A 19,257-nucleotide genomic window follows, 5' to 3' on the forward strand; every position below is an offset into this window, starting at 1 on the left:
GGGCACCGACATCACCCACTTGAGCCCGGGCGCGATGCGGCCGCTGCGCAAGGACGCCCGTGACGGCCCGTCGGCCTTCCTCCTGTCGCCCCGGCCGGACCGGCCGGACCGGCCGCCACCGGTCAGTCCGTTCTCCGCGGGAGCACCCAGCCCGGTACCCAGGTCCCGGCGCCGCCGTGGCCGCCCGGCGCGGCGGCGAGGTGGGCCCGAAGGGTGGCCAGCGCGGGGTGGGGGTTGTCCCGGTGCCAGAGCAGCGAGTGCGGGTAGACGGGCGTCGGGTCGGTCACCGGGATCCGGCGCAGCCCGTGGCCGGCGGGCCCGGCGGCGTCGGCGGTGTCTCCCGGCGGCAGCCTGGGAAGGGTCCGCTCGCCGACGAAGGTGGCCAGGGCCGGGGTGTCGGCGATGGTGTCGAGGAGCGCGTCGGAGCCGAAGTTGGGGCCGGTGGCCTCGATCGTGAGGCCGAACTCGGCGGCGAGGTCGCCGTAGTAGGCGGCCCACTCGGTACCGGGCACGATCCCGGGCATCCAGATCCGGTGCCCGGCCAGCTCGGCGACGGTCACCGACCGGGCACCGGCGAGCGCGTGGGCGGGGCCGACGAGGAGCTCCAGCGGCTCGTCGAGTACCCGGACGGACTCGATGTCCTCGGGAAGTGGCCGGCCCGGCACGGCGACGGCGCGGAAGGACGCGTCGATCGCACCGGACCGGACGGCGTCGACGGCCGTCCCGACGTCGAACAGCATCACCACGTCGAGGTCGACCTCGGGGTGCGCCCGGTGGAAGCCGCGCATCAGGCCCGACGACGCGATGCGCGAGGCGATCACGTCGACGCGCAGCGGACGGCCGCCGCCGCGCACGGACGCGACCGCGCGCTCGGCGACCCGCAGCAGCTCCCGGGCGTGGGGCAGGAACGCCTGGCCGTCGATGGTGAGTTCGGCGCCGCGCGGGGTGCGGGTGAACAGCCGGACGCCGAGCCCGCGCTCCAGGGCCGCGATGCGTTTGGAGACCGCCTGCTGGGTGACCGCCAGCTCGGCGGCCGCCTGCTGGAACTGCCCCGCGTCGGCGGCCGCCACGAAGGTCCGGACGGTGTCGAGGTCCATGCCGCCAGCCTAGGGGTACAACCGTTGGTTGTGGCGCACCCGCGCCTCGGTTGTTTGACCACGGCGGACACCGCTCGCTTTGATGCTCCAGGCCGTGGACCAGGCCGTGGATCGGGCCGTGCGGCCGAGCGGCAACGGGGGTGTCGGGATGGGCGGCGGGCAGCGGCCGGGGCCGCGGTTGGGGTGGCTCCGGGGAGCGTACGCGTGCAGCGAGCTCGGTACCTGGCTCGCCTTCGGCGCGTTCCCGCTGATCGCCGTCCGGGTGCTGCACGCCGGTCCGGCCGGGGTCGCCGCGATCTCCTGCGCGGGGGCCGCGGTGGGGGCGGCCGTGGCGGTGCCGCTCGGCCCGTGGGTGGAGTTCCGCCGCAAGCGGCCGGTGATGATCGCGATGGATCTGGTCCGGGCGCTGGCGCTGCTGACCGTCCCCGCCGCGTACGCGCTCGGGGTGCTCACCTTCGTACAGCTCCTGCTGGTCCCGGTCGTCGTCGCGGCGGCCGACATCACCTTCCGCGCCGCCTCGGGCGCCTACCTCAAGACGGTGCTGCCGACCGGGGAACTCCTCGTCGCAAACGCCCGGTTCGAGTCCACCTCCTGGCTCGCCACGATCATCGGTCCGCCACTGGGCGGCGCGGCGACCGGCCTCCTCGGCCCGGTGGCGACCGTGGCCGCCGACGCGGTCAGCTACCTGCTGTCCGCCCTCGGGGTCCGCGCCACGGGCGGCACCGAACCACCGCCCGCACGGCGGGTGTCCCGGCGCCCGCGGGCGGCGGACCTGCTCGACGGCTGGCGGTACGTCCTCGGCGACGCGGCGCTGCGCCCGCTGCTGGTCAACACCGCGCTGTTCAACGGTCTGGTGATGGCCACCGAGCCGCTGCTCGCGGTGCTGATGCTCGGCCGGCTCGGGTTCACGCCGTGGCAGTACGGCCTCACCTTCGCCGCGCCGTCGGTCGGCGGGCTGCTCGGCGCGCGGCTGGCCCGCCCCCTGGTCGGCCGATTCGGGCAGCGCCGGGTCCTGGTCACGGCGGGGGCGCTGCGCGCGCTGTGGCCCGTCGGGCTGGTCCTGCTCGGGCCGGGCGCCGCCGGGCTGCTGCTGGTGGCCGGGGTCGAGTTCGGGCTCATCTTCTGCTGCGCGGTCTTCAACCCCGTCCACGCCACCTACCGCCTCCAGCGCACCCCGGCGGACCGGGTCGCCCGCACGCTCTCCGCCTGGGCCGTGACGACCAAGGCCTCGACCGCGCTCCTGACGGCCGCCTGGGGCGTGCTCGGTGCCCTGCTCGGCCCGCGGACGGCCATCGGCCTGGCCGGCGTGCTCCTGCTGGCGACCCCACTGCTGCTTCCCCGCCGTTCGGCGCCGCCGCTCCCCGACCCGGGTCCGGCAGCGGCGCCGGCCCGCGCCTGACGGAGGCGCTGCGGGCCGGGCGGATCGGCGTGTGCCGGGCGCCGCGGGCCCGTCAGGTGCCGAGCCGGGCGGCGGTGCGGGTGAGCCGCGCCTCGATGCCTTCCAGGGCCCGCAGGACGGCGGCCCGTTCCTCGTCGGTGCTGTCCCCGACGGTGGCCTCCTCGAGCTGACGCCAGAGCTGCTCGACCTCCGCGCGCAGGGCGTGGCTGGCCGTGGTGGCCTCGATCAGGGAGGCGCGCCGGTCGTCCGCGCACGGGGTCCGCCGGACGAAGCCGGCGTGTTCGAGGCGGCGGACGGTGCGGGTCATGGTGGCGGCGTCGGAGTCCAGCAGGCGGACGAGGTCGGCCTGCCGCTGCGGTCCGAGTTCCCACAGCTGCATCATCACCAGCTCCTGGCCGGGGTGGAGGCCGACGCGGCGCAGCAGCTGTCCGGCGATCATGCGGTGGGTGCGGGCCACCCGGAAGATCGCGTGGCTGATCGGACCCCCGGCGGCGGCCGCGGGCAGCGCGACACTCCCGGTCCCGGGGGCCGTGGAGCAGTCCTCCGGGCCGGCTGTGGATTCCGCCATGGCCTGATCACTCCCGTTCTCGGCGAATACTGCCCGAGCAACGATACCTGGTGGCGGCCCGGATCTCACCTGCCCAGCCGCCGCCCACCAGCCATTTTCCGCCCGGACCGGACCCGTCGCGGTTCGCCGCGACAGAAGTCGGGCCGCTTGCGGGAATGCTGCGGGTACTTTTACTGTTCGGACAGGTAACTCGCTCGGGGCCGCGCAGCACCCCGACCGGCAGGGGCCGTTCCCGGCCACTGCCGCACCCACCACCGGAAGGCTCGATCATGACCACCGCTTTCGATCCGATCGTCCTGGGCGGCCGCCGCCTGGCCAGCCGCATCGTGATGGCGCCGATGACCCGCAGCCGCGCCTTCGGCCCCGGCGCCGAGCCCACCGAGCTGATGGCAACGTACTACGCCCAGCGCGCGACGGCCGGCCTGATCGTCACCGAGGGCATCCAGCCCTCGCCGGTCGGCCAGGGCTACCCCGACACCCCGGGCCTGCACACCGCCGGTCAGGTGGCGGCCTGGCGGACGGTGACCGACGCCGTGCACCGCGAGGGCGGCGTGATCTTCGCCCAGCTGATGCACACCGGCCGGATCGGCCACCCCGACCTGCTGCCCGACGGCCTGGTGCCGGTGGCGCCGTCGGCGGTGGCCGCCGAGGGCCAGGTCTTCACCCACGAGGGGCCGAAGGAGTTCGTGACGCCGCAGGAGCTGGGCGAGGCGGAGATCCGGCAGACCGTCGCCGACTTCGCCGGCGCCGCCCACAAGGCGATCGAGGCCGGGTTCGACGGCGTGGAGATCCACGGCGCCAACGGCTACCTGATCCACCAGTTCCTCGCCCCGAACACCAACCTGCGCACCGACGCGTGGGGCGGCGGCACCGAGGGCCGGATCCGCTTCGCCGTCGAGGTGGTCACCGCCGTGGCCGAGGCGATCGGCAGCGACCGGGTGGGTCTGCGGATCTCGCCCGGGAACCCCTACAACGGCATCGCCGAGGACCGGCCGGACGAGGTCTACGAGGCGCTGATCGGGCGGCTGGCCGGCCTGGACCTGGCGTACCTGCACCTACTGGAGGGCCCGGACCGCGACCTGACCGCGCGGCTGCGCAAGGCCTGGCCCGGCCCGTTCGTCCTGAACCCGTTCACCCACCCCGCCGCCACCGGCCCCGAGGCCCTGACGCTGATCGAGGACGGCACCGCGGACCTGATCGCGTACGGCGCGCTGTTCCTCGCCAACCCCGACCTGCCGGCCCGCCTCGCCGCCGGGGGCCCGTTCAACACTCCGGACGCCGCCACCTTCTACGGCGGCGACCACCGGGGCTACACCGACTACCCCTCCCTCGCGGGCTGACCCGGGCGCGCGCCCACGCCGGTTCCCGTTCGATGCCGGGAGCCCACGGCCTGCCGCCGGGGCACCCCGCCCCCGCGACCCCATCCTGGTGATGTGGATCACTTCCGGCCCGCATCCCCCTCTTCCTTGGAGTTCCCATGCCCAACGCGATCACCTATGCGAGCTACGGCGGCCCCGACGTGCTCACCCTGACCGAGGTCGACACCCCCGAGCCCGGGCCGGGCCAGGTGCGGATCAAGGTCCGGGCGGCCTCCGTCAACCCGCTCGACCTCAAGCTCCGCTCCGGCCTGATGGCCTCGGTCCGGCCGGCGCAGTTCCCGGTACGGCCGGGCTTCGACGTGGCGGGCGTCGTCGACCGGGCCGGGGAGGGCGCGGGCGCCGCGGTCGGCGACGAGATCTTCGGCGGCGCGGTGGGCGGCGGCTACGCCGAGTACGCCCTGGTGGACCGGCCGGTGCCGAAACCCGAACAGGTCTCCTTCGAGACCGCCGCCGCGCTGGTGACCGTCGGCGAGACCGCCTTCCGCGGCCTTCACCTGCTGGGTCCGGTGGCGGGCGAGACCCTGCTGGTCCACGGCGGTGGCGGCAGCGTCGGCACCATCGCCGTCCAGCTCGCCGTCGCCCGCGGCATCACCGTCGTCACCACCGCCGGCGACGACGACCTCGGGCGGCTCACCGAACTCGGCGCCGTCGCCGTACGCTACGGCGACGGCTGGGCGGACCGGGTGCGGGCCGCCGCGCCGCAAGGCGTGGACCGGGTCTTCGACACCTCCGGCGCGGGCGTGCTGGCCGAGTCGGTCGCCCTCACCGGTGACGCGGCCCGGGTGATCACCATCGCCGACACGTCGGCCGCCGAGCACGGGGTGCGGTTCACCAGCGGCGGCCCGGCCGAACGCTTCGAGCAGGCGCTGCCCGAGCTGTCCGCACTCGCCGCCGCCGGAAAGCTCGACCTCCCGATCGGCGCCACCTATCCCCTCGCCGAGGCCGCCCGGGCCCACGCCGACATCGAGTCCCGCCGGGTCCGCGGCAAGGTCGTCCTGCTGCCCTGACCCCGGCCCGCCGGTCCACGGCGGTCGGTCCACGGTCCGTCAGTCCACGGGCTCCCCGCACAGCGCGTTCTCCAGCGCGAGCAGCTCGGCGGAGTGACGGGCCGGGCCGGGCGCGAGCGCCTGCCCGACGAGCGCCCGCACCTCCTCGTCCTGGAGGATCTGCCGGTAGCCGCCGAGGTTCGACAGGCGGCGCTCCGACTGCTGCACGGCCGCCAGGGCGGCTCGGACGGCAGGGCTGACCTCGGCGCTGGTTCCGTCGGCCCGGAGTACCCCGCGGAGCGCGTCAAGGAAGCGGTCGAAGTCGTCGCCTCCGGCGGCGACCGCCAGGACGGACTCCGCCACTGCCCTCGGGTCCGGCTCCACCTGGTCCCCGCTCGGCCCCGGGGTGGTCGCCGCGCCCGGCACCGCCACGCCCCACGCCTCCAGGACCGCGACGAAGGCAGGCGTCGCACCGCCCCGGGCCCCGCCCTGCCGGACCGCCTCCACCAGGTCGGGGAGCAGAACGTCCGCGTGCGCGCGCAGCGGGATCAGCACGTCCACGATCTCGGGCCGCCCCGGTTCGGCGAGGCTGTACGGGCGGAACTCCTCCTCCCCCTGGGCGCGCAGCTGCCCGACCAGCCCGGGCAGCGCGCGCGGGTCATCAAGCCGGGCCAGCGCCCAGCGGGCGACCTCGCCCACCGTGCCGACGAGACACTCATCGGCCCCGGTGTCGTCGAGCAGTCCGGCCAGCCGGTCCGCGTACGGCACCGCCGCCGGGCCCAGCGCCGCGAGCAGGCTCGCGGCCCGGAAGCGGACTCCCCCGTCCGGGGCGTCCAGCAGAGCACCCGCCACCGGCAGCACCGCGGGCGCCGCACCCCGCCACTCGGTGACCAGCTCCCACAGCACGTCCAGCGCCTCCCGGCACAGGGCGGTGTCCCCGGCCCGGCTCGCCCGCTCGGCCAGGCGGACCGCGAAGGACAGTTTCGTCTCCGGGGAGTGGTCCAGCCGCCGGACGATCCAGCGGAGCACGTTCTCGCGGCTGCACGGCTCGTCCACGCCCGGCGCGAACCACACGCCCTCGAACCGCGGCTGCACCACGGAATCGGAGAACACTCCCACCAACCGGTCCAGTTGACGGACCGGCAGCTCAGGGTCCAGGTCGGCGCAGGCGTACACGGCCGCGACCCACAGCACCGGATCGTCACCCGCCAGCACGTCCGCCAGCACCGCTCGTACGGAGCCGGCCGCGCTCCTGCCCTCGCCGTCGTCCTGCGGCTCGGCCGCGGCCCCGCCGAGGGCGAGCACCAGCGCGAGCCGGACCGACCGGTCCGTCTCCACCCGCCACCGCTCCAGCAGCCGGGCGGCCGGCCGCGCGAGCGGGAGTGCCGCGCGCCGCACCTCAGGGTCCGGGTCCGCGAGCAGGGCCCGCGCCGGCTCCCAGTCGCCTGCCGCCCGGCCCCGGGCTCCGATCGTGCCCAACAGGTCGACCAGGGCGAGGCGCGCACCCATGGCGGGGTCCGTGGCGAGGGCGACGAGGAACGGCAGGGCCACCGGCAGGGCGGACGGTGTCACGCACCCGGCCGCGGCGGCGAGGGAGTACAGCGGGTCGCAGTCCCGCTCCACGGCCAGTGCCCCGGCGACGGCGAGCCTGCGCAGCGCCCTCGGCACGTCCTCGACCGGGTCCGCCGGGTTCCCGGTCTCGAGCCCGTCCCAGACCACGGAGTCCAGCGCCGCCAGGAATTCCCTCGTCACCACGCCACGTCCACCGCTCCGCCGTCCCGCTGTCTGTCGGCGGCCATCCTCCACGGCGCGTGGCCGTCCTGTCGTGCGGATTCGGCCGCGGCGCTCAGGACAGCGCGAGGTCCCGGGCCGGGGCCGGCGCGGGGGCGAGGGCGGGGGCGGGCGTCAGCAGGGAGAAGGCGGAGTCCAGGCAGGCCTCGGTGCGGGACGGATCCGGGTCGGCCTTGCGCATGATCTGCAACCCCTGGACCAAGGTCACCAGCAGATGGGCGGCCTCGGCCGGGCTGATCGTGGGCGCGAGCTCGCCGCTCAGCCGGGCCCGGTCGAGCTGGGCCGCGAACGTCTCCTCGGCCTTGCGCAGGCTGCGCCGCGCGAGCTCGGCGACCTCCTGGTCGTTCGGCAGCAGCTCCGCGATGCTGTTGACGCTGAAGCAGCCCGAGCCGCTGCAGAACGAGTCGGTCTGCAGCAGCCGCTCGAACAGCCGACGCAGCTGCGGGAGGGCGGGGCTGCGGTCGTCGAAGGACGAGGCGAGGAGTTCGTCCTGGCGGCCGAGGTAGCGGCCGAGGGCCAGCAGGAACAGCCGGTGCTTGTCGCCGAACGCGGCATAGATCGAGCCCCGGCCCAGCCCCAGCTCGTCCACCAGGTCGTTCATGGTGGTGGCCTCGTAGCCCTTGCGCCAGAACAGGAGCATCGCCCGGTCCAGGATCGCCTCTTCGTCGAACGTGCGCGGTCGTCCCATGGGACCAACGCTACCCAACGCGGCGGCCGGAAGCAGCATGTATTTGACCTAACGTTCCAGAATTGCTAAGTTCTGGAACGAAAGGTCCAATACTCCCCGCCGTCGGGACCCGTCAGGAGCTGTGAGTCGTGAAGGTCGAGATCTACTCGGATGTCGTGTGCCCGTGGTGCTCAATCGGCAAGCGCCGGTTCGAGAAGGCCCTGGCGGCGTTCCCCGGAGCGGCGGACGTCGAGGTGGTCTTCCGCCCGTTCCAGCTCAACCCCGACGCCTCCGCGGCCGGCGAGCCGTCCGCCCGGGTCTACGAGCGCAAGTTCGGCCGGCCGGCGCAGAGCATCTTCGCCCCGCTGACCGAGGCCGCGGCCGCCGAGGGCATCACCTTCCGGATGGACGACGCGGTGGCCACCAACACCTTCGAGGCGCACCGGCTGATCTGGTTCGCCGGCCACCACGGCCGACAGCAGCAGAGCGCCGTGAAGGAGGGCCTGCTGGCCCACTACTTCACCGACGGAGGCCACCTCGGCGACCACGCGGCCCTCACGGAGATCGCCGTGGCGGCCGGTCTGGACCGGGCCGAGGTCGCGGCCTTCCTCGCCTCGCGGGACGGCGTCGACGAGGTCCGCGCCGAACTCGGCGAGGCCGCCCGGCTGGGCATCACCTCGGTCCCCACCTTCGTCTTCGACGGGGAGGTCGCCGTCGCGGGCGCCCAGAGCCCGGAACTGCTCCTCGAAGTCATGACCAAGGTCGCCGCCCGCGCCGCCGCGGCACCCGCCGACGTGTAGCCCGCCCGCACACCTCCCCCCACCCCCTCACCACACACCCTCACCCCACCCCCGCACACGCAAGGAACGCACCATGAAGGCAGTGACCATCAGCAGCTACGGCCCCGTCGCCGAGACCGTGACGCTCAGCGACGTCCCCGCTCCCGCGGTGGGACCGCGCGACGTCCTGATCGAGGCCCGGGCCGCCGGGGTCAACCCGATCGACCACCTGATCGTCAAGGGCTTCATGCAGCCCGAGGGCCTCGCGCACACCCGGGTGCTCGGCAACGAGCTCGCCGGGGTGGTCGCCGCGGTCAGCGAGGCGGTCACCGCCTTCGCGGTGGGCGACGAGGTCTTCGCGCGGGTCGATCCCCGGGTGGGCGCGGCCTTCGCCGAGTTCGTGGCCGTGGACGAGTCCCTGGTGGCGGCCAAGCCCGCCACCCTGTCCTTCGAGGAGGCCGCCTCGCTGCCGCTGGTCGCGCTGACAGCGTGGCAGGCGCTGACCGAGCAGAGCCGGCTGCAGGCCGGGCAACGGGTGCTGATCCACGCCGGTGCGGGCGGGGTGGGGGCCGCGGCCATCCAGATCGCCAAGCACCTCGGCGCCGAGGTGGTCACCACCGTCAGCCCGGACAGCGTCGAGCAGGCCCGGTCGCTCGGCGCCGACCAGGTGGTCGACTACCGCAACGAGAAGTTCGACGAGGTCGTCGAGCCGGTCGACGTGGTCCTCGACACCGTCGGCGGCGAGACCCAGGACCGGTCCTTCCCGCTGCTCAAGCCGGGCGGCACCCTGGTGTCGATCGTCTTCATCCGGGACGCCGAGGCCAAGAAGGCCCGCTGGGGCGTCGAGGCGAACGCCTTCATGATGCGCCCGGACGGCGCCCAGCTCGCCAGGATCGCCGAGCTGGTGACCTCCGGCGAGCTGCGGCCCGTCGTCCGGACGGTCCTCCCGCTGGAGCGCGCGGCCGACGCCCTCACCGAGGTGGAGCGCGGCCGCGCCCGGGGCCGGACGGTCCTCAGCATCGCGTCCTGAGCACCCGATGGTCGGCGCCTACGCGGCCGGGCCGGTCCCGCCGCCGTCCGCGTAGGCGTCCTCCAGTGCCTGGATGTCGATCTTCTGCATCCGGAGCATCGCCCCCATCACCCGCTGGGCCCCGGCCGGATCCGGGGCACCCAGCAGCTCGGTCAGCCGTCGGGGGGTGATCTGCCAGGACAGCCCGTACCTGTCCTTCAGCCACCCGCAGTCGCTCTCGCGCCCGCCCTCGGTGAGGGCGGCCCACAGCCGGTCGACCTCCGCCTGGTCGTCACAGTTGACCTGGAGTGAGATCGCCTCCGTGAACGGGAACAGCGGGCCGCCGTTGAGCGCGGTGTACTGCTGCCCGGCGAGTTCGAACAGCACCGTCATCACCGAGCCCTCCGCACCGGGGCCCACCTTCCCGTACCGCTGCACCTCGAGGATCCGGGAATCCCGGAACAGCGACGTGTAGAACTGCGCGGCCTCCTCGGCCTGGTGGTCGAACCACAGGAAGGTGGTGATCTTCTGTGCCGGCATGCCCGTCCTCCGTCTCTCGGTCCTGCCGACGACGGTAGGACCCGCGGTCCGCCCGGGCGCCGCAGCCACGCCGTACCGCCCGGCACCGCACCGCACGGGCCCCTGCGCAGGTCCGGGGGGCCTCAGGCGGTCCGCGTCGCCCGACGGCCGGACCACGAGCCGGCGTACCCGGCCGCCGCGGCGGCCCCCGTGGCCAGCGCGCCGCCAGCCAGGGATCCCAGCACGGGATTGACCCAGCCGGGGACCGTCTCGACCCCGTGGCACACCGTGCTCAGCGGCAGCGAGCCCGACGAGTCGGGGAATTCGCGGTAACCGGTCAGCGCCATACAGGTCTTGTCCGGATACAGGCCCGGCGAGAAGGCGGACCACGCACCGGCGAACGACAGCGCCGCCGCGACGGCGAGCAACCCGCTCGACACCGCCAACGGCTTCACCACCCGGGGGACCGGCCGCCTCACCACCTCACCCAACCGCGCACGCAACCGCCCGGCGGCGAACACGGTCCCCACCGCAGCGACGGGCATCAACAGGACAACCACCCCGTACCAAGTCACACGCCATCGTCGCACCCACACCGCCCGCCGAGACCACCGCCGCCCGGCCCGCCCTGCCCGGCGCCTGCGAGCACCAACGCGCCGGAGCCGGACCGCGCCGGTCGAACCTCGCCGCGCCCCGACTCCCGCCGCGACTCCTGCCGCGGACCGAACTGGCCCACCAGCCAGCCCGATTGACGCAGCATCAGGCAAAGCATTTCCACCCGCGAGAGCCGACCGGCCTGATAATCTCCGCCGGTGGACAGAAATGACCAGGTTTATCAAGTTGTGGCGGCCAGGCGAACCCAATTCGATAACCTGCTCTGGCAGGTCCCGGTCCTCAGCCTGACCGCTCAGGCCTTCCTCTTCTCCATCGCCCTCGGCGACAGCAGCCGCCTGTCCCGAATCATCGCCTCGCTTCTCTCGATGGCCACCTCCTTCCTCTCCGTCCAGCTCATCGCCAAGCACCGCAAAGGCGAGATCGCGGACGCGGAGTGGCTGAAGTCCTACGAGGAGAGCTACTTCCCCAACACCCAGGTCCACGGCGCGGCCTTCCAGCAACTCCGGGACGAGAGCTCGATCGGCGGGCCGTTCCTGAACCTCCTGACCCGGCTCAGCTCCTTCAAGGTGTGGACCGTCGGCCTGACGCTCTTCGGGCTCGTCGCCCTCTTCGTGCTCAGCGTGGCGGTCTTCTCCCCGAAGTGGTTCGCCTGAGGGCCGCAACGGACGGCAGCGGCCGGCCCGGGCCGCCGAGGTCAGCCGGCGGCGGCGTCGGTCGGGCGGTCGAGGAGGCCGAGTTCGTCCTCGGACAGGCGCAGGGCGCCGGCGGCGATGTTCTCGGCCAGGTGCGCCGGGTTGGTGGTGCCGGGGATGGCGAGCACGTGGGGACCTCGGTGCAGGGTCCAGGCGAGCCGTACCTGCGCCGCCGTCGCACCGTGGGCGCGGGCGACCGTGAGCACCCGCGCGTCCTGCTCCCGGGCCGCGGCGGCCTCGCGCTGCAGGCCGGACACGGCGAAGAACGGGACGAAGGCGATGCCCTGCTCCCGGCACAGGTCCACCAGCCCGCTGCCGTCGGCGTCGCGCCAGTCCAGGCCGTAGGCGTTCTGAACGCAGACCACCGGCGCGATCGTCCGCGCCTCGGCGACGTGCTCCGGCCGGACGTTGGAGAGCCCGAGGTGCCGGACCAGCCCGGCCTCGCGCAGTTCGGCGAGGGCACCGAAGTGCTCGGCGATCGAGTCGGTTCCGGGACCGTTGCGGCGCAGGTTCACCACGTCCAGGAAGTCCCGGCCGAGCTGGCGGAGGTTCTCCTCGACCTGGCCGCGCAGCTGGTCCGGGCGGGCCATGGTCTGCCACTCACCACAGGGGGTGCGACCCGGGCCCACCTTGGTCACCACGACCACGTGCTCCGTCCAGGTGGACAGCGCCCGATTGATGATCTCGTTCGCGGAGCGGAGCGGCGAGAAGTAGAAGGCCGCCGTGTCGACGTGGTCGACGCCCTGCCCGAACGCACTGTGCAGCAACCGGACGGCGGCGGCGCGGTCGACCGGCCCACCGTCGGAGTTCCCCATCATGCCGTTGCCGGTCAGCCGCATCGCGCCGTAGCCGATCCGGTTCACCTCCAGGTCCCCGAGCCGCCAGGTCCCTGCTGCCGCTGCTGCGCTCACCGTGCTCCTCCGCCTTGACCGTCGTTCCGTCAGGTCCGGAGTATGGGGTGCTCGCGGGGTGCCGCGACAGGGCCGCGGGCCGGGTGGAAGATCACATCCGGATCGGGAACGAACCGTCACCGGCCGACCGTTGGACCTGCCGAGTGGCCGGCGCCGCGACGGGTCTACGGGGTGGGGATGGCCAGCAGCAGGCCGCCGTCGAGACGCTCCTGCATGTGGCGGCCGTGTCCGGCGCAGACCAGCGCCGTGCCGCCCATCGTGTCCAGCGCGAGGTAGGCCCCGGGCTCGCCGCACGGCCCCTGCGACCGGTCGTACCCCCAGCGGGCCCCGCACTCCGCGCACCACGAGCGGCCGCCCTCCGCGCACAGGGTCGGCCCGCAGGTCGGGCAGATCCCCCACCACGCGGTGCACGACCCCGACCACTGCGCGGCCCGGACCCGGGCCAGGCCCTCGGCCGCCGTCCCGATCCGCTGCGCCGTCTGCTGGAGGGCGTCGTCCACCGTGCCGGGCAGCGATCCCCGTACGCCGCGTGGCAGGCCCGACTGCTTCAGGCGTTCACGCATCGCGCCGACGTCCCGCGCCAGCGCGTAGGCACGCGCCTGAAGCTCCCGAAGCTCCGCCGGAGTCGGCTCGCAGCCGCCGCCGGCGCCACCAGTGTCCGCGTACACGCCCATCACCCCCGGAACAGCACCCGCACACGCGAGGTGCTCGTACATCTGTTCGGCGCACCGTCGTCGCCGGTGGCCGTTCACACGAAACGTCGTGATCAAACCATGATGGTCGTGTGTCGACAAGAGACCTCCGTCACTCCGTGCACGCCCGTGCACGCCCACCGCGACCGAGGCCCCGCCGCCGTCCAGGTGCCTCATCGGCCCCAGGACCGGGATCCGCCGGGCCACGAGGGGCGGCGCAGCAGCTCGGGCGGTGCGGGCGGCGGTGGGCGAAATCGCGGGTGACATCACCGGACGACGCGTTGACGCGGCCGGGCTGGGCCTGCCTCCCGTGGCGGCGGCCCGTGGCGGCGGAGAGGGCAGGATTCGAACCTGCGTGGGCACCCGAAGGCACCCGATCCGGACCCGAAGGCCCTGGTCCCCGATCAACCACTCCGGGCACCTCTCCCAGCTCCCGGCCCCGGAGTCCGCCCCGGTGCCGTTCACGAGCACCACTCTGCCCGCGACCGCTGACCCCGCCCTGACCTCACCCTGACCCGCAGCTGACCCCGCCTGCCCCCGTCTGCCACGCCCGGAGTCCCGCCCGCTCCCCTGGCCGGCCGGGGGCGGTGCCTCAGGGTCTCGTCCAGCCAGTCGTAGATGCGGGCGAGGGGCGGGCCGCTGGGCGCCGGCTCCCCGACCTCCGCCGCTGGGTCCTCCCCCGGGCACGGCCGCTGCCGTGACTCCCTACCGGGTCCCGGGGCAGTCCGCCGCGACCCAGGTGGCGGTGATGTCGTTGCACGTGACGACGGCCGACCCGGCCCTGAAGGCCATCTCGTGGGTGCAGCCCTGGTCGTGGGGAAGAATCTCGTCGAGGATCAGCGTGCCGAGAGCGCCCCAGGTGGAGGGCCCGTCCGGGTTCTCGACCCGGACGTCGGTCACCCCGGTGTAGCGGATGACCAGGTCCTCGTCGTGCTTCCAGCAGTTGTGGCGCAGATGGAGGACGAGGTCGCGACCGCCTTCGAGGGCGGTGACCTGCTGGATCGTCAGGTCCTTCACGCAGCGCCGTCCGGTGAACTCGTAATGGGCCTGGTCTGCGGCGAACGCCCAGGCGCCCGCGGGCAGGCTCGCATTCAGTTCCGGCAGAACCTCGAGGTAGCGGCTGGGGTCGATGAGCCCCACGAGCTCGCCGAGTCGGGCATCGAGGTCGACATACTGCACCTGCTCGCTCCTGCGGTGGTCCTGTGACCGGCCGATTCCTGCCCGGCCTCAGGGTGTCATGCCGGCTCACGGCCTCGCTCGCCTTGGCCACACGCGCGCCACGGCCGGTACGCCATGGTCCAGCATCAGGCCGTGGATAGGTCGGGGCTGCTGGAGGCTGCCTCCTTACCGGCTACGGCAGCAACTCCCCCGGTCTACTCCGCCACCGCTTCGTCCGGGCGGGCCAGTTGGTCGCGGCGTCGGGTCAGGTGGGCGGCCTCGGCGGTGTTGCCGGCGAGGGCGATGGCGCGGTCGTAGGCCGTTCGCGACTGCTGTCCGCGGCCGAGGCGGCGCAGCAGGTCGGCGCGGGTCGCGTGGTAGGCGTGGTAGGTGGTCAGGTCGTCCGCGAGCGCGTCGACCAGGGCCAGGGCCACCTGTGGGCCGTCGAGTTCGGCGACCGCGATGGCGCGGTTGAGGGCGACGATCGGTGAGCGGTCGAGGCGGGCGAGCTGGTCGTACAGGGCGAGGACCTGTGACCAGTCGGTGTCGGCGACGGTGGGGGCGGAGGTGTGCACGGCGTTGATCGCCGCGAGGAGCTGGTAGCGCCCGGGTGCCTGGCCGGTGGCCAGCCGCTCGCGGACCAGCCGGTGGCCCTCGGCGATCTGCGCCTGGTCCCAGGCCGTGCGGTCCTGCTCGCCGAGGGCGATCAGTTCGCCGTCGGGCGAGAGGCGGGCGGCGCTGCGGGCCTCGGTGAGGAGCATCAGTGCCAGCAGCCCGGCCACCTCGCCGTCCTGCGGCAGCAGGTCGCGGAGCAGCCGGGTGAGCCGGATGGCCTCGGCGGTCAGGTCGTGCCGGACGGGATCGGTGTCCGGGCCGGTGGCCAGGTAGCCCTCGTTGTAGATCAGGAAGAGGACGGCGAGCACGCCGGGTACGCGTGCGGGCAGGTCCGCCGCGGACGGTACCCGGTACGAGACGCGGGCCGCCTTGATCTTGGTCTTGGCGCGGGTGATCCGCTGTCCCATGGTGCTCTCCTGCACCAGGAAGGCGCGGGCGATCTCGGCCACGGTCAGGCCGCCGACCATGCGCAGTGTCAGCGCGACGCGGGTCTCGGTCGCGAGCGCGGGGTGGCAGCAGGTGAAGATCAGCCGGAGCCGGTCGTCGTCGACGGGGCCGGGAGGCTCGGGCGGGGTGCCGAAGGACATCTGGGCCTCCTTCTGTTTGCCGTCCCGCTTGTGTTCTCGCCGGATCCGGTCGATGGCCTTGCGGTTGGCGGTGGTGGTCAGCCAGGCGCCGGGGTTGGGCGGTACGCCGTCGGCGGGCCAGTGTTCGACGGCGGTCGCGAACGCCTCGGCCGCCGCCTCCTCGGCGAGGTCGAGGTCGCCGAAGCGCCTGGTCAGGGTGGCCACCACCCGGGCCCACTCGTCGTGATGGGCCCGGGTGAGCGCCTGCTGCACGTGGGTCGCGGTCACAGGATCGGTCGGACCTCGACCCTGCGGTTGCAGGCCTTCGAGCCTTCGGTCGCCAGGGCGAGTGCCACGTCGAGGTCGGGGGCCTCGATGATCCAGAAGCCGGCGAGGTACTCCTTCGACTCCAGGTAGGGCCCGTCGGTGATCACCGTCTCCTCGCCGCGGTTGTCGATCACCGTGGCCGTGTCGGGCTGTCCGAGACCGCCCGCGAAGACCCAGTGGCCTTCGGTCTGCAGCCGGTCGTTGAACACGTCGATCGCGGCCATCTCGGCATCGGTGCCGAACGAGGGACTGTCGTGGAGTACGGAAAACAGGTACTGCATCGCGGACATCTCCTGGGTCTCGGGGACGCCCCTGCCGGGCGGCCGCTCACCTTCTCTACGAACGCCTCCGCCCCGATCCGACACCACCGCCGGGATTTCTTCGAGGACCTTCCGCCGTGACACGCCCGGGGCGTGCCTGGTGGCCGCGCGACGGGCCACCAGACGCAACTCCTTCGCGTTAAGCTGGGGCGCATGAATGCCAGAGCGACCACACGCCCCGGCGGGCGCAGCGCCCGCGTCCAGCAGTCCGTGCACCAGGCGGTACGGGAGCTGGAGGCGGAACTGGGGCGCGACGCGCTCACCGTGCCGCTGATCGCGGCCCGCGCGGGGGTCACGCCGTCGACGGTCTACCGGCGCTGGGGGGACCTGCGGGAGCTGCTGTCCGATGTGGCCGTCGAGCGGCTGCGCCCCGACACCCCGCCGGCCGATCACGGCGGCCTGCGGGCGGATCTGGAGGCGTGGGCGGTGCAGTTCGCGGAGGAGATGTCCTCGACGGCGGGCCGCACGTACATCCGCGATGCGCTGCTGGGCGATCCCGAGCAGGGCAACGCCGCCCGCTGCTCGGACTACGCCGCCGACCAGTTGAAGGTCATCGGGGTGCGGGCGGCCGGCCGGGGGGAGGCCGTGCCGGACGTGGAGAGCCTGCTGGACGTGGTGGTGGCGCCGCTGATGTACCGGATCCTGTTCCGGCCGTCGGATCTCTCCGCGGACTTCACGGACCACCTGGTGGCGACGGCGCTCGGCCGCGCCGGAGCCGCGCCCGCAGGCTGAGCGCCAGAGCTAAAAGCTAAGAATTTGCGTTTCGGTGCGGCGCGAGCCTAGAGTGCTTAACGCAAAGCATTCGCCTTAAGGCTCAGAGGTGCTTCCCATGTCCAGCGTCACCGCCCAGCCGCCCCGCTCCCGCCGCCTTCCCGTCCTGGGCCGCCGCGCCGCGTTCCCACTCCACGCCTCGATCCTGGTCGGCCTGCTGGCCGCCTCCAGCGCCCCGACCCCGCTCTACGCGCTCTACCAGGCCGCCTGGCACTTCTCGGCCATGACGCTCACGGTCGTGTTCAGCGCGTACGCACTCGCCCTGCTGGTGGCCCTGCTGACCGCGGGCACGCTCTCGGACCACCTGGGACGGCGCCCGGTGCTCGCCGGGGCGCTGGCGGCCCAGGCCCTGTCGATGGCCGCCTTCGCCACCGCCCAGGGGGTGTCCGCGCTGATCGCCGCCCGGGTCCTGCAGGGCCTGGCCACGGGTGTGGCGACCAGCGCCGCCGGAGCCGCCCTGCTGGACTTCGAGGACCCCGACCGCCCGGGCCGCGCGACCGCCGCCAACGGCATCACACCCGTGGCCGGAATGGCGGCCGGCGTGCTCGCCGCCACCGCCCTCGTGCAGTACGCCCCCGCCCCCACCCGTACCGTCTACCTGCTGCTGCTCGTCCTGTTCGGTGTCCAGGCGGCCGCGGTGCTGCTCACCCCCGAGACAGTGCGCCGCGGGCCCGGCGCCTGGCGCTCGCTGCTCCCCGCCGTCACCGTCGCACCCGCCTCCCGCCCGGCCATGGCACTCGCCGCGCCCGGGATCGTCGCGGCCTGGGCACTGGGCGGCTTCTACTCCTCGCTCGGCCCCTCGCTGGCCCACCTGATCGCCCCCGCTGCCCCCCACGCCACCGGCGGTCTGGTCTTCTTCACCCTGACGGCCGCCGCCGGCCTCGCCGGTCACGCCGCCCGGTCGCTGCCCGCCCGCGCGGTGAGCCTCGGCGGCAGCGCGCTCCTGATCCCCGGGGCGCTGCTGACCCTCAGCGGTCCGCACCTGCACAGCCTCGCCGCCCTGTTCGCCGGCACCGCCCTGGCCGGCGCGGGCTTCGGCGCCGTCACCCAGGCCGCCCTGCGCCTGCTGCTCCCCCCGGCGGCCCCGGCCGAACGGGCCGGCACCCTCGCCGCCTACTACGTCCTCAGCTACCTGGCCATGAGCATCCCCGCCGTCCTCGCCGGACTGCTGACCAACCTGTACGGCCTGCAGACCGCCGTCTCGCTCTACGCCGTCACGGTCATCGCCCTGACCCTGGCCGGCCTCACCCGCACCGCCCGCCGTCGGCCCCGCACCGCCTGACCGGCCCCGCCGGTCCGTTCCGGCCGGTCACCCACCTCGGCCGCCCCGCCCACCTCAGCCCCCCCACCCGAGAGGACCCACCCATGAACACCGCCCCCGGCCAGCGCACCCCCGTCACCACCGTCGGCTGGAGCCTCGGCGACATCGCCGTACGCCGCGTCGACGAGATCGAGCTGCCGCGTCAGACCGGGCCCTGGCTGCTGCCGGCCGCCACCAAGGAGGTGCTGGACGAGGTGCCGTGGCTGCGCCCGGACTTCGCCGACGCCGAGGTCCCGCGGCTGGCCAGCCACAGCTTCGCCGTGTCGGCCGGCGGGCTGCGGATCATCGTGGACACCGGCATCGGCAACGACAAGACCCGCGCCAACCCGGCCTGGAACGGTCTGGGCACCGACTTCCTGGACCGCCTGACGGCGGCCGGATTCCCGCCCGAGTCCGTGGACCTGGTGATCACCACGCACCTGCACAGCGACCACGTCGGCTGGAACACCCGGCTGGTCGGCGGGGACTGGGTCCCCACCTTCCCGAACGCCCGCTACCTCACCAGCCGCACCGAGTGGGACCACTGGGCCGCCACCGACCTCGACGAGGCCCGCACCCAGATGTTCCGCGACTCCGTCCACCCCGTGCGCGACGCCGGGCAGTACGACGTCGTGGACGTGCCCGAACAGGGCCACGAGGTGGCGCCCGGCGTCCTGCTGGTCCCCGCCCCGGGCCACACCCCGGGACAGGTCGCCGTCCAGTTGCGCGGCAGCGGCCGCCGGGCGCTGATCACCGGCGACAGCATCCACCACCCCGTGCAGCTGTCCCACCCCCACGTGCACAGCTGCGTCGACATCGACCCCGCCGAGGCGATCCGCACCCGCGGCCGGCTGCTCGACGGCCTGGCGGACACCGAGGACCTGCTCCTGGGCACCCATTTCCCGCAGCCCACAGCCGGCACCGTCCGCCGCCTGGACGGCCGCTACCGGCTGCACGCGGAGTTCGGCAGCGAGCTCTGACACCACGGCGGGGGGGGGGGGGGGGGCGGGGCGCCCCCCCCCCCCCCCCCCCCCCCCGCGGGCGCGGGTTGTAAAAAACGCGGGGGTGGGGCGCCGGCGGGGGGGCGCGCCGCGGC

The 19,257-nt window shown here is 74.1% G+C and carries 20 protein-coding genes and 1 tRNA gene; 9 read left to right on the plus strand and 12 right to left on the minus strand.

Annotated features, from left to right (window positions below; translation table 11 throughout):
• Window positions 1–122: 122 nt before the first annotated feature.
• The gene (locus AB0D08_RS35840; protein ID WP_359894478.1) at window positions 123–1,097 is read right to left on the minus strand and encodes a LysR family transcriptional regulator; all 975 of its coding nucleotides are present in this window, start codon (window positions 1,095–1,097) and stop codon (window positions 123–125) included.
• A gap of 148 nt (window positions 1,098–1,245) precedes the next feature.
• Here AB0D08_RS35840 and AB0D08_RS35845 point away from each other — a divergent pair, with 148 nt between their 5' ends.
• Window positions 1,246–2,496, plus strand: a complete 1,251-nt coding sequence (locus tag AB0D08_RS35845) for an MFS transporter (RefSeq protein ID WP_359894504.1) — start codon at window positions 1,246–1,248, stop codon at window positions 2,494–2,496.
• A gap of 52 nt (window positions 2,497–2,548) precedes the next feature.
• On the opposite strand, the gene AB0D08_RS35850 is transcribed toward AB0D08_RS35845, so the two are convergent.
• A complete protein-coding gene (locus AB0D08_RS35850; protein WP_359894480.1) occupies window positions 2,549–3,064 on the minus strand; it encodes a MarR family transcriptional regulator in 516 nt (171 codons plus the stop codon).
• Window positions 3,065–3,333: 269 nt separating this feature from the next.
• Here AB0D08_RS35850 and AB0D08_RS35855 point away from each other — a divergent pair, with 269 nt between their 5' ends.
• Window positions 3,334–4,404, plus strand: a complete 1,071-nt coding sequence (locus tag AB0D08_RS35855) for an alkene reductase (protein WP_359894482.1) — start codon at window positions 3,334–3,336, stop codon at window positions 4,402–4,404.
• A 137-nt stretch (window positions 4,405–4,541) separates the two neighbouring features.
• Entirely contained in the window at window positions 4,542–5,450 is a 909-nt protein-coding gene (locus AB0D08_RS35860; protein ID WP_359894483.1) for an NADP-dependent oxidoreductase, read from the plus strand.
• A gap of 39 nt (window positions 5,451–5,489) precedes the next feature.
• Here AB0D08_RS35860 and AB0D08_RS35865 read toward each other — a convergent pair whose 3' ends face one another.
• Both AB0D08_RS35865 and AB0D08_RS35870 read right to left on the minus strand, forming a co-directional pair.
• Window positions 5,490–7,181, minus strand: a complete 1,692-nt coding sequence (locus tag AB0D08_RS35865; protein ID WP_359894484.1) for a hypothetical protein — start codon at window positions 7,179–7,181, stop codon at window positions 5,490–5,492.
• 94 nt (window positions 7,182–7,275) lie between these two features.
• A complete protein-coding gene (locus AB0D08_RS35870; RefSeq protein WP_359894485.1) occupies window positions 7,276–7,908 on the minus strand; it encodes a TetR/AcrR family transcriptional regulator in 633 nt (210 codons plus the stop codon).
• Window positions 7,909–8,036: 128 nt separating this feature from the next.
• Here AB0D08_RS35870 and AB0D08_RS35875 point away from each other — a divergent pair, with 128 nt between their 5' ends.
• Window positions 8,037–8,687 carry a DsbA family oxidoreductase gene (locus AB0D08_RS35875; RefSeq protein ID WP_359894486.1) on the plus strand — a complete coding sequence of 217 codons (651 nt, stop codon included), beginning with the start codon at window positions 8,037–8,039 and terminating at the stop codon, window positions 8,685–8,687.
• A 73-nt stretch (window positions 8,688–8,760) separates the two neighbouring features.
• Complete coding sequence (locus AB0D08_RS35880) at window positions 8,761–9,696, plus strand: NADP-dependent oxidoreductase (protein WP_359894488.1); 936 nt, start codon at window positions 8,761–8,763, stop codon at window positions 9,694–9,696.
• 18 nt (window positions 9,697–9,714) lie between these two features.
• Here the strand turns inward: AB0D08_RS35880 and AB0D08_RS35885 are convergent, their stop codons facing one another.
• Window positions 9,715–10,215, minus strand: a complete 501-nt coding sequence (locus tag AB0D08_RS35885) for a VOC family protein (RefSeq protein WP_033823798.1) — start codon at window positions 10,213–10,215, stop codon at window positions 9,715–9,717.
• Between the two features lie 122 nt (window positions 10,216–10,337).
• Window positions 10,338–10,739, minus strand: a complete 402-nt coding sequence (locus tag AB0D08_RS35890; protein WP_359894490.1) for a hypothetical protein — start codon at window positions 10,737–10,739, stop codon at window positions 10,338–10,340.
• 297 nt (window positions 10,740–11,036) lie between these two features.
• Here AB0D08_RS35890 and AB0D08_RS35895 point away from each other — a divergent pair, with 297 nt between their 5' ends.
• The gene (locus AB0D08_RS35895) at window positions 11,037–11,462 is read left to right on the plus strand and encodes a hypothetical protein (protein WP_359894492.1); all 426 of its coding nucleotides are present in this window, start codon (window positions 11,037–11,039) and stop codon (window positions 11,460–11,462) included.
• Between the two features lie 41 nt (window positions 11,463–11,503).
• On the opposite strand, the gene AB0D08_RS35900 is transcribed toward AB0D08_RS35895, so the two are convergent.
• From AB0D08_RS35900 to AB0D08_RS35925, 6 genes are all read right to left on the minus strand, one after another.
• Complete coding sequence (locus tag AB0D08_RS35900) at window positions 11,504–12,412, minus strand: aldo/keto reductase (protein WP_359894494.1); 909 nt, start codon at window positions 12,410–12,412, stop codon at window positions 11,504–11,506.
• Window positions 12,413–12,576: 164 nt separating this feature from the next.
• Window positions 12,577–13,128, minus strand: a complete 552-nt coding sequence (locus AB0D08_RS35905; RefSeq protein ID WP_033823801.1) for a hypothetical protein — start codon at window positions 13,126–13,128, stop codon at window positions 12,577–12,579.
• A gap of 306 nt (window positions 13,129–13,434) precedes the next feature.
• Window positions 13,435–13,531, minus strand: a tRNA-OTHER gene (locus AB0D08_RS35910).
• 278 nt (window positions 13,532–13,809) lie between these two features.
• A complete protein-coding gene (locus AB0D08_RS35915; RefSeq protein WP_033823802.1) occupies window positions 13,810–14,283 on the minus strand; it encodes a hypothetical protein in 474 nt (157 codons plus the stop codon).
• 194 nt (window positions 14,284–14,477) lie between these two features.
• Complete coding sequence (locus tag AB0D08_RS35920; protein WP_359894496.1) at window positions 14,478–15,731, minus strand: DUF6596 domain-containing protein; 1,254 nt, start codon at window positions 15,729–15,731, stop codon at window positions 14,478–14,480.
• Window positions 15,728–16,051 carry a YciI family protein gene (locus AB0D08_RS35925; RefSeq protein ID WP_033823804.1) on the minus strand — a complete coding sequence of 108 codons (324 nt, stop codon included), beginning with the start codon at window positions 16,049–16,051 and terminating at the stop codon, window positions 15,728–15,730. Before AB0D08_RS35925 ends, AB0D08_RS35920 begins: the two co-directional genes overlap by 4 nt.
• A 192-nt stretch (window positions 16,052–16,243) precedes the next feature.
• Here AB0D08_RS35925 and AB0D08_RS35930 point away from each other — a divergent pair, with 192 nt between their 5' ends.
• From AB0D08_RS35930 to AB0D08_RS35940, 3 genes are all read left to right on the plus strand, one after another.
• On the plus strand, window positions 16,244–16,822 hold the full coding sequence (locus tag AB0D08_RS35930) for a TetR/AcrR family transcriptional regulator (protein ID WP_359894498.1): 579 nt from the start codon (window positions 16,244–16,246) through the stop codon (window positions 16,820–16,822).
• 97 nt (window positions 16,823–16,919) lie between these two features.
• Window positions 16,920–18,143, plus strand: a complete 1,224-nt coding sequence (locus tag AB0D08_RS35935) for an MFS transporter (protein ID WP_359894500.1) — start codon at window positions 16,920–16,922, stop codon at window positions 18,141–18,143.
• An 83-nt stretch (window positions 18,144–18,226) separates the two neighbouring features.
• Window positions 18,227–19,141: an MBL fold metallo-hydrolase gene (locus AB0D08_RS35940; protein WP_359894502.1), complete on the plus strand. Its 915-nt coding sequence runs from the start codon at window positions 18,227–18,229 to the stop codon at window positions 19,139–19,141.
• Window positions 19,142–19,257: the final 116 nt, after the last annotated feature.

This window comes from Kitasatospora sp. NPDC048540 (assembly GCF_040651175.1).
GTDB lineage: Bacteria > Actinomycetota > Actinomycetes > Streptomycetales > Streptomycetaceae > Kitasatospora.

What these genes read in the sequence shown, in the direction of transcription:
- AB0D08_RS35840 (WP_359894478.1), bottom strand. Translation starts at nt 1,097, where the DNA reads ATGGACCTCGACACCGTCCGGACCTTCGTGGCGGCCGCCGACGCGGGG.
- AB0D08_RS35845 (WP_359894504.1), top strand. Translation starts at nt 1,246, where the DNA reads ATGGGCGGCGGGCAGCGGCCGGGGCCGCGGTTGGGGTGGCTCCGGGGA.
- AB0D08_RS35850 (WP_359894480.1), bottom strand. Translation starts at nt 3,064, where the DNA reads ATGGCGGAATCCACAGCCGGCCCGGAGGACTGCTCCACGGCCCCCGGG.
- AB0D08_RS35855 (WP_359894482.1), top strand. Translation starts at nt 3,334, where the DNA reads ATGACCACCGCTTTCGATCCGATCGTCCTGGGCGGCCGCCGCCTGGCC.
- AB0D08_RS35860 (WP_359894483.1), top strand. Translation starts at nt 4,542, where the DNA reads ATGCCCAACGCGATCACCTATGCGAGCTACGGCGGCCCCGACGTGCTC.
- AB0D08_RS35870 (WP_359894485.1), bottom strand. Translation starts at nt 7,908, where the DNA reads ATGGGACGACCGCGCACGTTCGACGAAGAGGCGATCCTGGACCGGGCG.
- AB0D08_RS35880 (WP_359894488.1), top strand. Translation starts at nt 8,761, where the DNA reads ATGAAGGCAGTGACCATCAGCAGCTACGGCCCCGTCGCCGAGACCGTG.
- AB0D08_RS35885 (WP_033823798.1), bottom strand. Translation starts at nt 10,215, where the DNA reads ATGCCGGCACAGAAGATCACCACCTTCCTGTGGTTCGACCACCAGGCC.
- AB0D08_RS35890 (WP_359894490.1), bottom strand. Translation starts at nt 10,739, where the DNA reads ATGCCCGTCGCTGCGGTGGGGACCGTGTTCGCCGCCGGGCGGTTGCGT.
- AB0D08_RS35905 (WP_033823801.1), bottom strand. Translation starts at nt 13,128, where the DNA reads ATGTACGAGCACCTCGCGTGTGCGGGTGCTGTTCCGGGGGTGATGGGC.
- AB0D08_RS35925 (WP_033823804.1), bottom strand. Translation starts at nt 16,051, where the DNA reads ATGCAGTACCTGTTTTCCGTACTCCACGACAGTCCCTCGTTCGGCACC.
- AB0D08_RS35930 (WP_359894498.1), top strand. Translation starts at nt 16,244, where the DNA reads ATGAATGCCAGAGCGACCACACGCCCCGGCGGGCGCAGCGCCCGCGTC.
- AB0D08_RS35935 (WP_359894500.1), top strand. Translation starts at nt 16,920, where the DNA reads ATGTCCAGCGTCACCGCCCAGCCGCCCCGCTCCCGCCGCCTTCCCGTC.
- AB0D08_RS35940 (WP_359894502.1), top strand. Translation starts at nt 18,227, where the DNA reads ATGAACACCGCCCCCGGCCAGCGCACCCCCGTCACCACCGTCGGCTGG.